At 38.7% G+C, this 14,174-nt stretch carries 4 protein-coding genes and 1 pseudogene; 1 reads left to right on the top strand and 4 read right to left on the bottom strand.

Going from position 1 to position 14,174, the window contains the following annotated elements; all coding sequences use genetic code 11:
* A partial coding sequence (locus tag HOY35_RS13425; RefSeq protein ID WP_249666047.1) for a hypothetical protein occupies positions 1-6,436 on the top strand: 6,436 nt, incomplete at its 5' end.
* A gap of 2,804 nt (positions 6,437-9,240) precedes the next feature.
* Here HOY35_RS13425 and HOY35_RS13575 read toward each other — a convergent pair.
* The 4 genes and pseudogenes from HOY35_RS13575 to ilvC form a co-directional block, all read right to left on the bottom strand.
* Positions 9,241-9,375 (bottom strand): annotated as a pseudogene (locus HOY35_RS13575) (KxYKxGKxW signal peptide domain-containing protein); the annotation flags it as partial.
* A gap of 29 nt (positions 9,376-9,404) precedes the next feature.
* Positions 9,405-10,979, bottom strand: coding sequence for a hypothetical protein (locus HOY35_RS02140; RefSeq protein ID WP_172210362.1), 1,575 nt, complete (start codon positions 10,977-10,979; stop codon positions 9,405-9,407).
* Positions 10,980-11,515: 536 nt separating this feature from the next.
* Positions 11,516-12,766 carry a threonine ammonia-lyase IlvA gene (gene ilvA, locus HOY35_RS02135; protein ID WP_172210361.1) on the bottom strand — a complete coding sequence of 417 codons (1,251 nt, stop codon included), beginning with the start codon at positions 12,764-12,766 and terminating at the stop codon, positions 11,516-11,518.
* A gap of 354 nt (positions 12,767-13,120) precedes the next feature.
* Positions 13,121-14,116 (bottom strand): ketol-acid reductoisomerase, encoded by a 996-nt coding sequence (gene ilvC, locus HOY35_RS02130; protein ID WP_249641448.1) that lies wholly within the window; start codon positions 14,114-14,116, stop codon positions 13,121-13,123.
* Positions 14,117-14,174 lie beyond the last annotated feature (58 nt).

The following is a 14,174-nucleotide window of genomic DNA, read 5'->3' as shown; positions in this document are numbered from 1 at the left end:
GCTTGTACTAATTGATGACGAATCACTCACACTCGTACTTAAGCTTGTGCTTTCGCTATTACTAATACTTGTACTTTCTGATGCAGCACTGTTGCTTACGCTCGTACTTGTTGATGATGAATCACTAATACTTGTACTTAAGCTTGTGCTTTCGCTGTTACTATTGCTTGTACTGATTGATGACGAATCACTCACACTCGTACTTAAGCTTGTGCTTTCGCTATTACTAATACTTGTACTTTCTGATGCAGCACTGTTGCTTACGCTCGTACTTGTTGATGATGAATCACTAATACTTGTACTTAAGCTTGTGCTTTCGCTGTTACTATTGCTTGTACTGATTGATGACGAATCACTCACACTTGTACTTAAGCTTGTACTTGTACTAATACTTGCGCTAGTTGAAGCAGAATCACTTCCACTTAGACTTGAGCTATCACTATTACTGATGCTTGTGCTGATTGATGATGAATCACTAATACTTGTGCTTAAGCTTGTGCTATCGCTGTTACTATTGCTTGTACTAATTGATGACGAATCACTCACACTTGTACTTAAGCTTGTGCTTTCGCTATTACTAATACTTGTACTTTCTGATGCAGCACTGTTGCTTACGCTCGTACTTGTTGATGATGAATCACTAATACTTGTACTTAAGCTTGTGCTTTCGCTGTTACTATTGCTTGTACTGATTGATGACGAATCACTCACACTCGTACTTACGCTCGTACTTGTACTGATACTTGCACTTGTCGAAGCAGAATCACTACCACTTAGACTTGAGCTATCACTATTACTGATGCTTGTGCTGATTGATGATGAATCACTAATACTTGTGCTTAAGCTTGTGCTTTCGCTATTACTAATACTTGTACTTTCTGATGCAGCACTGTTGCTTACGCTCGTACTTGTTGATGACGAATCACTCACACTTGTACTTACGCTTGTACTTGTACTAATACTTGCGCTAGTTGAAGCAGAGTCACTACCACTGACACTTGAGCTATCGCTATTACTGATGCTTGTGCTGATTGATGATGAATCACTCACACTTGTACTTAAGCTTGTACTTGTACTAATACTTGCGCTAGTTGAAGCAGAATCACTACCACTTAGACTTGAGCTATCACTATTACTGATGCTTGTACTTGCTGATGATGAATCACTCACACTTGTGCTTAAGCTTGTGCTATTGCTGTTACTATTGCTTGTACTAATTGATGACGAATCACTCACACTTGTACTTACGCTAGTGCTTGTACTAATACTTGCGCTAGTTGAAGCAGAGTCACTACCACTAACACTTGAGCTGTCACTATTACTATTGCTTGTACTAATTGATGACGAATCACTAATACTTGTACTTAAGCTTGTGCTTTCGCTATTACTAATACTTGTACTTTCTGATGCAGCACTGTTGCTTACGCTCGTACTTGTTGATGATGAATCACTCACACTCGTACTTACACTCGTACTTGTACTGATACTTGCACTTGTCGAAGCAGAATCACTACCACTAAGACTTGAGCTATCACTATTACTGATGCTTGTGCTAATTGATGACGAATCACTCACACTTGTACTTACGCTTGTACTTGTACTAATACTTGCGCTAGTTGAAGCAGAATCACTTCCACTTAGACTTGAGCTATCACTATTACTGATGCTTGTGCTAATTGATGACGAATCACTCACACTTGTACTTACGCTTGTACTTGTACTAATACTTGCGCTAGTTGAAGCAGAGTCACTACCACTGACACTTGAGCTCTCGCTATTACTGATGCTTGTGCTGATTGATGATGAATCACTCACACTCGTACTTACACTCGTACTTGTACTGATACTTGCACTTGTCGAAGCAGAATCACTACCACTAAGACTTGAGCTATCACTATTACTGATGCTTGTGCTAATTGATGACGAATCACTCACACTCGTACTTAAGCTTGTGCTTGCGCTATTACTAATACTTGTACTTTCTGATGCAGCACTGTTGCTTACGCTCGTACTTGTTGATGACGAATCACTACCACTTGTACTTAAGCTTGTGCTTGCGCTATTACTAATACTTGTACTTTCTGACGCAGCACTGTTGCTTACGCTCGTACTTGTTGAAGCAGAATCACTACCACTTGTACTTAAGCTTGTGCTTGTACTAATACTTGCACTTGTCGAAGCGGAATCACTACCACTTAGACTTGAGCTATCACTATTACTGATACTTGTGCTAATTGATGACGAATCACTAATACTTGTACTTAAGCTTGTGCTTTCGCTATTACTGATGCTTGTGCTGGTTGAAGCGGAATCACTCACACTTGTACTTACGCTCGTACTTGTACTAATACTTGAGCTAGTTGAAGCGGAATCGCTGGCACTGGCACTCGAGCTTTCGCTTACACTTGAGCTAGTCGAAGCGGAATCACTACCACTGACACTTGAGCTATCACTATTACTGATGCTCGTGCTGGTTGAAGCGGAATCACTCACACTTGTACTTACGCTTGTACTTGTACTAATACTTGAGCTAGTTGAAGCAGAATCACTACCACTAACACTTGAGCTATCACTATTACTGATGCTTGTGCTGGTTGAAGCGGAATCACTCACACTTGTACTTACGCTCGTACTTGTACTAATACTTGAACTAGTTGAAGCAGAATCACTACCACTGACACTTGAGCTATCACTATTACTGATGCTTGTGCTCGTTGAAGCGGAATCGCTATCACTTGTACTTACGCTCGTACTTGTACTAATACTTGAGCTAGTTGAAGCAGAATCACTTCCACTAAGACTTGAGCTATCACTATTGCTGATGATTGTGCTGGTTGAAGCGGAATCACTCACACTTGTACTTAAGCTTGTACTTGTACTAATACTTGCGCTAGTTGAAGCAGAATCACTTCCACTAACACTCGAGCTATCACTATTACTGATGCTCGTGCTAATTGATGACGAATCACTAATACTTGTACTTAAGCTTGTGCTTTCGCTATTACTAATACTTGTACTTTCTGACGCAGCACTGTTGCTTACGCTCGTACTTGTTGAAGCAGAATCACTCACACTCGTACTTACGCTTGTGCTTGTACTAATGCTTGCACTTGTCGAAGCAGAATCACTACCACTAACACTTGAGCTATCACTATTGCTGATGCTTGTGCTGGTTGAAGCGGAATCACTCACACTTGTACTTACGCTTGTACTTGTACTAATACTTGCGCTAGTTGAAGCGGAATCACTACCACTGACACTTGAGCTATCGCTATTACTGATGCTTGTGCTAATTGATGACGAATCACTAACACTTGTACTTACGCTTGTGCTTGTACTAATACTTGCGCTAGTTGAAGCAGAATCACTACCACTAACACTTGAACTGTCACTATTACTATTGCTTGTACTAATTGATGACGAATCACTCACGCTTGTACTTAAGCTTGTGCTTGTACTAATACTTGCGCTAGTTGAAGCAGAATCACTACCACTGACACTTGAGCTATCACTATTGCTGATGCTTGTGCTGGTTGAAGCGGAATCACTCACACTTGTACTTACGCTTGTACTTGTACTAATACTTGCGCTAGTTGAAGCGGAATCGCTGGCACTAGCACTCGAGCTTTCGCTTACACTTGCGCTAGTCGAAGCAGAATCACTAACACTAACACTTGAGCTATCACTATTGCTGATGCTTGTGCTGGTTGAAGCGGAATCACTAATACTTGTGCTTAAGCTTGTGCTTTCGCTGTTACTGATACTTGTGCTGATTGATGACGAATCACTCACACTTGTACTTAAGCTTGTGCTTGTACTAATGCTTGCACTTGTTGAAGTGGAATCACTACCACTAACACTTGAGCTATCACTATTACTAATGCTTGTGCTGATTGATGATGAATCACTCACACTTGTACTTAAGCTTGTGCTTTCGCTATTACTAATACTTGTACTTTCTGACGCAGCACTATCGCTTGTACTTGTACTAATTGATGACGAATCACTCACACTCGTACTTAAGCTTGTACTTGTACTAATACTTGAGCTAGTTGAAGCAGAATCACTACCACTGACACTTGAGCTATCACTATTACTGATGCTTGTGCTGGTTGAAGCGGAATCACTCACACTTGTACTTACGCTCGTACTTGTACTAATACTTGAACTGGTTGAAGCAGAATCGCTGGCACTGGCACTCGAGCTTTCGCTATTACTAATACTTGTACTTTCTGACGCAGCACTATCGCTTGTACTTGTACTAATTGATGACGAATCACTCACACTTGTGCTTACGCTTGTACTTGTACTAATACTTGCACTGGTTGAAGCGGAATCACTGGCACTGGCACTCGAGCTTTCGCTATTACTGATGCTTGTGCTGTTTGAAGCGGAATCGCTATCGCTTGTACTTACGCTCGTACTTGTACTAATACTTGAGCTAGTCGAAGCGGAATCACTTCCACTGACACTTGAGCTATCACTATTACTGATGCTTGTGCTAGTTGAAGCGGAATCACTCACACTTGTACTTACGCTTGTACTTGTACTAATACTTGCGCTTGTTGAAGCGGAATCGCTGGCACTAGCACTCGAGCTTTCGCTGACACTTGCGCTTGTCGAAGCAGAATCACTTCCACTAAGACTTGAGCTATCACTATTACTGATGCTGGTGCTGGTTGAAGCGGAATCACTCACACTTGTACTTACGCTTGTACTTGTACTAATACTTGCGCTAGTTGAAGCGGAATCGCTGGCACTAGCACTCGAGCTTTCGCTGACACTTGCGCTTGTTGAAGCAGAATCACTACCACTGACACTTGAGCTATCACTATTGCTGATGCTTGTGCTAGTTGAAGCGGAATCACTCACACTTGTACTTACGCTCGTACTTGTACTAATACTTGAGCTAGTTGAAGTGGAATCGCTGGCACTGGCACTCGAGCTTTCGCTTACACTTGAGCTAGTCGAAGCGGAATCACTACCACTGACACTTGAGCTATCACTATTGCTGATGCTTGTGCTAGTTGAAGCGGAATCGCTATCACTTGTACTTACGCTCGTACTTGTACTAATACTTGCACTGGTTGAAGCAGAATCACTACCACTGACACTTGAGCTATCACTGTTACTGATGCTTGTACTGGTTGAAGCGGAATCGCTATCGCTTGTACTTACGCTCGTACTTGTACTAATACTTGAGCTAGTCGAAGCAGAATCACTACCACTGACACTTGAGCTATCACTGTTACTGATGCTTGTGCTGGTTGAAGCGGAATCACTATCGCTTGTACTTGTACTAATGCTTGCACTGGTTGAAGCGGAATCACTGGCACTGGCACTCGAGCTTTCGCTATTACTAATACTTGTACTTTCTGACGCAGCACTATCGCTTGTACTTGTACTAATTGATGACGAATCACTCACACTCGTACTTAAGCTTGTGCTTTCGCTATTACTGATGCTTGTGCTGGTTGAAGCGGAATCGCTATCACTTGTTGAAGTCGATTCACTTGTGCTGTTGCTTTCACTTATGCTCGTACTATCGCTATCGCTCGTTGAGCTCGATTCACTTGTGCTCGTACTTTCACTTGCACTCGTACTATCGCTATCGCTCGTTGAAGTCGATTCACTTGTGCTCGTACTTTCACTTGCACTCGTACTATCGCTATCGCTCGTTGAGGTCGATTCACTTGTGCTCGTACTTTCACTTGCGCTTGTACTATCGCTATCGCTCGTTGAAGTCGATTCACTTGTGCTCGTACTTTCACTTATGCTCGTACTATCGCTATCACTTGTTGAAGTCGATTCACTTGTGCTCGTACTTTCACTTATGCTAGTACTATCGCTATCACTTGTTGAAGTCGATTCACTTGTGCTGTTGCTTTCACTTGCGCTCGTACTATCGCTATCGCTCGTTGAAGTCGATTCACTTGTGCTCGTACTTTCACTTGCACTCGTACTATCGCTAGTGCTTGTTGAAATAGATTCGCTTATACTCTCACTTTCACTTGTGCTTGTACTTGTCGAATTCGATTCACTTGTACTCTTACTCTTGCTTTCACTTTCACTTTCATTGGAACTATCTTCTGAAATAGAACGACTATCACTTTCTGAAACAGAAATCGATAATGATTCTGAGTTAGAAACACTGTCACTTACCGAAATCGAAAGAGAATCGGAATTAGAAATACTATCTGAAACACTTACACTATCACTATCCGAAACACTCGTACTAGTACTTTGTGACCCACTATTTGAAATAGAATCACTAATACTTATACTATCTGAATCACTAATACTTGTACTATTAGAGATACTTTCCGAAGTTGAAGTACTAATACTGCCACTAGTAGAATCAGAGATTGATGTTGATGTAGAAATAGATTCTGATGTTGATGTTGATGTTGATGCAGATACTGGATCTTCCTCATAAATTACCTTAAAGCCTTGAGGTGAACTATCTGTCGTTGATGGGCCATTACTTGTTGTATCATATTTACTATTTGCTGCAAGCGCATCTGCTAAATTAGCATAGTTTTTACCATCAGGACCTTGAACAGTGTAGATAAAGCCATTTCTTGCTAAATCAGCATCAGAAACTGGTAACGCTAACGTGCCATTAGAAACACCCGCAGTAGCAAATGAGCCTTCTGTAACCGTTGCTGGTAACTGCGTATAGCTTGAACCGTCTGATGGATTAGTGGTTGGTGAATTATCTGAAATAACACCCGCCAATTGATAATCTGGATAAAGCTTAACAGTTAAGCTTTGAGGTTCACTGTCCGTTGCTGACTGACCATTGTCTGTGGAGTCAAACGTAAACGCATCATCAAGACTAGAACTTGCGTGATAACCCTTTTGAGTGATTAAACCTTCAACAAGCTCTGCTTGAGTCATCGAATCACCCGATGTTCTGTTGATAGAAGCAGTAGCAACTTGGTCAACTAACGGTGTCCCATCTGCATTCTCAAAAGTAACATTAACAGTTTGAACAGCACCAGTTACATAGATTGTTTCTAGTACGGCATCAGTACCAACCGTCGTATTAGTTGGCTGAGTTTTACCATCTAAATCACTTCCTGTAACATAACGATAACCCGAAGGAACGACAGTTTCAGTATAATATTTATCTGTCCAATCAATCGTATTACCATAGTTTGCTGGTTCTAATTCTGTTCCAGAAGCTTCTTTACCTGCATCTACATAATCAGAGGCAACAACATTCCCGGTTTTAGTATCAACGTATTGATACTTCACATTCGAGTTAGCCACACCATATACATAAATATTATATGTAAATTCTGTACCCTCCATCGGCACAATTGCTACATTGGCTTGTCCATACTCATCACCGTTGTCATTAGTAGTTGTAGAATCTCCACCACTTTGTGCATCAGTTTTAGCAGAAGGAAGAACCTGACTCGCGAGCGCCCACATATAATTTGCTGGCATATTATCAACTGCATAAGCTTTATCTTTCAACTGAATAAATTGTCCAATGTAGTTATTCTCTTTGTCAATTGGCAAGTCAATGGTTTTAATCTTGTCTCCATTTTGATTAATATAATTTAGCTTAACTGTGCCTGGATCAATTGCATTGGTTGATAATTCTCGTGTTCCAGAGCCGCCAAATTGAATAATGGCCGGAGAAGATGTGGTATTACCGGCTGTATCTGTGATAGTCGTATTGGCAGCACTGCTACCAACAGACAATTTAGTAAATTTGGCTGTATTTGTTCCAGAAGGATTGGCAGCTTGACTATCTGTACCTGACCAAGTCGAAATCAATGAATTATTCATCGTAAACTTACCAGTTCCAGCAATACTAAATATGTTTCCACCTACAACTGCACCAGTATTAGCTGCTAAACGGGCAATATGAAGTTTTTTAGGCGAAACAAATTGAACAGTAGAACCAGTGGTCACATTTACAACTGAGTTATTATTCCATTGTTGTAGATCCAGTACAGTTCCTGCATTAAAAGTTACAGTAGAACTATTTGCTGCAGTTAAAGAATTTGCTCCAACTGTACGTGTAGCTGTCATATTTAAATTCTGGCCAAAAGTTGCTGTACGATTACTGGATTGTGAACCAGCATATCGACTGAAATCCAAGAGCATTTGGAATCCATCTTGTTTCCAGTTGACATTATCACCTACATTTATTCCATTGAAGCCGTAGTATACTAATGGATAATTATTACCAGTATAGGTGCTTAACTCATTACCTACAATTTCAGCGCCATCACCAACTGTAAATAAATGATCATAACCTGTATCACTGGCATTATCCCCTCGAATTGCCATGAAATAGAACATGGAATAGCCCGTTGTACCCACAGTACGGTTTAATTCAACGTGCGCACCATTAGCAATATTAACTTTACCAATCTGAGTCAACTCTTGTTTACAGTTAGCAATTACTGTACCTGAGAACACAACATTACTGTCTTCCGCATCTAATAGACGACGTGGTTGATAAGCGTCATCAGTACCCGAAACCCCATCACGTCCATTTAAAACTACATTATTGATATTATAAGTCCAGTAGCCATAGCCACCTGTTGCGTTACGTGAGTCAATTACACCATCAGCATTACCAGCTCCTGAATCACCAGACAAAGTACCGCTTTGCCAATGTACTAAATTAATATCAGTAATTGTAAATACAGAGCCACGAGCAGTTGAAGACGTTCCAACATTAAATGCAGCGCCCGCCATATTAACTGTATGACCATTACCATCAATTATTACAGGATTTTGACGCCATCCCAAGTCACGTGTTGCAACATTCGTTGCAGCCGAAAAATCACTTGTTATGTCAATGTAAGTAATGGCATTATTGCTGTAAGCAGTTTTTAAAGTTGCCCAATCAGTAACATTAGCATATGTACCATTCGCAATTGCCTGCTGTTTGTAATTTAGCTTGTTAGTAACTTGATCAGGTGTAGCAACTTGAACTGAAGTTGGAGTTTGAACTGGAGTATCATTATTAATAGCACTATCAAAATCACTCCGCCCTGCATCAGGATCAGTAGCCACATTAATCTGTGAAATATCACCTGCTCTAAGTGACATATATTGATTGATAAAATCATTAGATTTCTCATTACCAGAAGAATCATCTGTTGTTTGTGTAGTGGAAGGGATCGTTGCCTGATCCTGAGTGGCTAAGACATCCTCATCGCTAGCCTCTTTAGTTTGATTTAACTGATCACTCCCAGCATCCTCAGCACTAACTGCGTAACCTCCAAGGATACCACTAGACGCCGTAATCATTGTGAAAACCCATTGTTTCCCGCTCTTATGCATCTTGTAATGCTCGCGTTTGTTTGAATTAAATAAATTTTTCAAGACATTTTTCTTACTCACTAATTCAATCTCCTTTTTTCACTATTTCATTAGTTCAGTTCATCCGAATCAAAAAGTATCGTGTTCAAAAATTCTGATTGCTTCACTAATACTTCTTCAATTTCAGATGTATTAATAACATCTACCTCAGCATCTATTTCAGATGTTGACTTCAAACCTTCACTAACATTTGCACTGGTGGAAAGGTTCTCGCTATATTCAAAAATATCGGCTTCCAATACTGAGATATCACTCTGTTCTGCCTTAATTATCAGCGCTTCAGACTCTTCAGCATTTGTGTCAGCAACCTCTAAATCCGATTCAGATAATACGATTTCATTATTGCTTTGATCAGCTGATAAATCATCACGATTTACTTCTATATCATCACTAGCCCTTAACGAAGCAGCTTCCAAATCTATCGCCTTCTCTTCGCTATCTTTACCTAATTCATTATCGTTACCCGCTTCAGCGGTCGCCAATTTAGAATCTGGATTTAGTTCAGATACTGCTTGCGAAGTCTCCTCTATTGTTTCTGCTGAATGATTTTGCTTATCACCTAAGTATAAAAGTCCGAATAAATAAGCACCTCTAGCATCCTTATTATTCATTTTTTTACTTTTTAATTTAAATTGCTGTAAAAAATCATCCAATATATCTTGGATTATTAAGCCTTTATTCAAATCTCTAATTAAAAATAAATTTGCTAAATGAATGTCCGAGTCCTGATTTAAATATGAAAGGATTTTCTTTGTTAATTGTTGAGAAACCTCACCAATCGCCTCTGACAGATCCACCTTTTGCTTTTCATTAATAGAAAGAATATATTGATCATTAGAATTCTGGTTCACAATCAATTGATAAATCATATCATTATCAATTTCAACGATTTGTAAATTTGCTCGCTCAGCCTCACTGCGATACTTCTTATTAACCTGTGATGCAAATTCGTATAAACCATCTGAAAAATGAGTATTATTAATTAGTTCTCCGTTATCATAAACATTGAGGTCAAGATAATGATCATTAAAATCAACAATATAATTGATACCATCTAACACGCTAAGCTCATCCTCTTGGATAAAATAAGTTGGATTAGCTGTTTCTAATAAAGCACTAAACGTTTTGGGTACAAAGGTAACCGCCTCGATATCAATCTGATATTGAAGACCATTAATCTTTACACTAAATCCACCTCTAAATTGCGCCTCAAGTCCCTTTAACTCAGAAAGCTTTTCTGATGAAACCGCTATCGCTAGAGCACATTTCAAATTATAATCGTCCTGCACATCAAATAATTCTCGTTGGCGTCTTGCTAAATAGGAAATAACCGTACGAATCAAATTTACGGTTTCTAAACTGCCTAAATTAGCTAAAACATCTCCAAAATCTTTATAGGTCTCAACTCTTTTACTGGTGAGCTTCTTATTACCCCAATTCATTACTTCACTTGCTTCAGTTAACTGAATCTCGGTTAATTCTTGATCAGTTAAGACATGCTTTAATAGATGAAATTTCCAATTATTATTAGTTACCTCTGAGTATTGAGAACTGAAAACAGCCTCATAGCTAGGAGTAGATATCCCAACCCGATACTGATCAATATCTAATGCTATTATTTTCATTAATTTCAACCTTTCTTCCGCCTCATTTTCACTATTATAATTTTGGATAAATTAATATTAAAAATTATAAAAGATAGCTTTGAAATTCATTTTTTCAAAATAGAATAATTCAAATAAAACATGTTATTTATTAAAAAAACTTAATTAAATATGATTAATCTATTTAATATACCTGAATTCTAAGTAATTATAACATTAAACATATATTAATTAATTTTTTAGTCTTGCAACTATCAAAAGCTCAAAACAGCCTATACAAAAGGCTTTAAGGCATGTTTTTAAAAAAAATTTATTGTTTTATAAAAAAACAATAAAAAAAAGCGCTTATTAATAAGCGCTTTAAAATTAACAAGAGTTCTCTAATTATATTTATTAATTATTTCTATAAAATAAAAATTATCATGAATAATGATATATTAAAATGAACTAATTTTTCTCTTCAGAGAAAGAATTGCAATCCGTTTACTCAATATTTTAATTTTAAAATAAAAAAAGCAACCTATCGAAATTATAGGTAGCTCAAAGTTAAATTTATATTAAACCAATAGAGAATAGAGGGTTTCATCTTTATTCAAATCAATAAATTTAGGATCAAATCCACGCATTCTATCAACCAGTAGTGCATAATCCTCATTGCTTTTTAGCAAAACACCAACTAAGGCTGGTCCTTTACCACGATCATTTTTCTTTATATATTCAAAACGAGTAATGTCATCATTTGGTCCTAGTATATCACTTACCAATTCTCTTAAGGCCCCTGGACGCTGTGGAAAGTTAACCACAAAATAATGCTTAAGCCCCTCAAAAATCAAGGCACGCTCTTCAATTTCGTTCATTCGGTTAATATCATTATTACCGCCCGAAATAACACAGACAATCGTTTTACCCTCAATTTGATCTTTAATCGTTTCTAAAGTTGCTACTGACAAAGCACCGGCTGGTTCAACAACAATCGCTTGCTTAGTATATAATTCAATAATTGTTGAGGCAATTTGACCCTCATCAACACCAACTAGCTCATCTACATACTTTTGAGCAATTTTAAAGGTTTTAGCACCAACCTTTTGAACGGCTACGCCATCCGCAAATTTATCAATTTCTTCCAGTTTAATTGGTCGCCCAGCATCAAAAGCCGCTTTCATTGATAATGCGCCTAAGGGCTCTGTCCCAATGACCTTAACCTCTGGATGTGTTTCCTTTGTGTAGGTAGCAATGCCAGAAATCAAGCCGCCACCACCAATAGCCGTAATGATTTCATCAATCTGAATCCCTTTTCTTTCAGCATCCTCAAATACCTCAAGCGCAACAGTACCTTGACCGCTAATTACATCCTCATCATCAAAGGGTGCAATAAAGGTTTTGTTTTCCTTTTCAGCGAAAGCTTGTGCTGCACTCGCTGACTGGTCAAAGGTATCCCCTGTCAAGATGACTTCAACATCAGGACCTCCAAAAAATTCAACCTGAGAAATCTTTTGGTGCGGCGTTGTTGTTGGCATAAAAATAAAGGCAGGAATCTTCAATTCAGCACAAGTATACGCCACCCCCTGTGCATGATTACCAGCACTGGCGCAAACCACACCATCCGCTAATTTTTCTTTAGGTAGATTTTTAATTGCAAAGGCAGCACCTCGTAGTTTAAACGAACGTACCTTTTGTAAATCTTCGCGCTTCAGATAAATATTAGCCTTGTATTTTTCAGATAAGTAACGATCATGCTGTAATGGTGTATGTGTAACCAAATCCTTTAAAATAAAATTTGCATATAAAATACTTTCCTTGCTTACCATAAATAACCCTTTCTGAAAAGCTTCAAATCAATAACTTTATCTTAAATTAAAAAAATAGGGGTTGGGACAAAAGTCCTAACCCCTTTCTTGATGTTCGTAATTTAAGGGGGACAATGCGACAGCGACTAGGAAAGCAGACAAATTTCCGAACATTCGCAAGCAAATGCCATCAATTTCTAATTTTCTACATCGTCAACCGTCTTTTGCCCCACCTCTTTTCAAATTCATCTAATCAAAGGCTTGCCTACTCATTATTGAATAAGATTTAAACACTTAGCAAACTGATGTCTATCGAATATAGAGCCAACATCAAGCTGTGAAAATCATTAAATGTAGCCCGTCGATTAAAATATTCTAGTCTTTTTCGTTTACAAAAGGCATCATCTTACGTAATTCTGCTCCAACCTTTTCAATTTGAAGACCAGAAGCTTTTTCACGGTATTCTTTAAATTTAGGGAAACCTGCCTTATAATCATCCGTAAAGTCTTTAGCAAATTTACCAGATTGGATATCTTTAAGTACACCACGCATATTTTCCTTAACATCTTCAGTAATTACGCGAGGTCCCGCTGTATAGTCACCAAACTCTGCAGTATTAGAAATTGATTTACGCATTTTATCGAAGCCACCCTCATAAATCAAGTCAACAATCAATTTCATTTCATGTAAAACTTCAAAATAAGCTAATTCAGGTGTATAGCCACCTTCAACTAAAACTTCAAAGCCTGTTTCAATCAATGCGGTCAAACCACCACATAATACAGCTTGTTCACCGAATAAATCTTCTTCAGTTTCTTCTTTAAAGGTTGTTTCAAGCAAGCCAACGCGAGCTGCACCAATTCCTTTAGCCCAATCCAAAGCGATATCACGAGCATTACCTGTTGCATCCTGATGTGAAACGAATAATGCTGGTACACCAAAGCCTTCTACAAAGGTACGACGTACTAGGTGTCCTGGTCCCTTAGGCGCAACCATGAAAACATCAACATCTTTAGGTGGGACAATGACATCAAAATGAATATTGAAACCATGACCAAAGCCAATGGCATTACCAGATTCTAAGTTAGGCGCAATCTCTGCCTCATACAAATCACCTTGAATTTCATCTGGTGCTAAAATCATAATCACATCAGCTTTTTTAACCGCTTCAGCAACTGGGTAGACCTCAAAGCCATCCTCTTTTGCAGCATCAAATGATTTACCTGGGCGAACACCGATAATAACATCATGACCTGTGTCACGTAAATTTTGTGAATGCGCATGTCCCTGTGAGCCATAGCCTACGACTGCGATTTTTTTACCATCAAGTGCTGGTGTTGTTACGTCTGCTTCATAATACATTTTTGCCATTGTTAAATACGCTCCTTATCAATTTTCAATGTGAGATTTACACATTAAATTTATTATC

Origin of the sequence: Enterococcus sp. MMGLQ5-1 (genome assembly GCF_013155265.1) — a bacterium.
Classification (GTDB): Bacteria; Bacillota; Bacilli; order Lactobacillales; family Streptococcaceae; genus MMGLQ5-1.
The sequence above is the reverse complement of the archived record's forward strand: the minus strand, read 5'-3'. Positions and strand labels throughout refer to the sequence as shown.

Coding starts and splice junctions, on each gene's coding strand:
- HOY35_RS02140 (WP_172210362.1), bottom strand. CDS start 10,979: ATGAAAATAATAGCATTAGATATTGATCAGTATCGGGTTGGGATATCT.
- ilvC (WP_249641448.1), bottom strand. CDS start 14,116: ATGGCAAAAATGTATTATGAAGCAGACGTAACAACACCAGCACTTGAT.
- ilvA (WP_172210361.1), bottom strand. CDS start 12,766: ATGGTAAGCAAGGAAAGTATTTTATATGCAAATTTTATTTTAAAGGAT.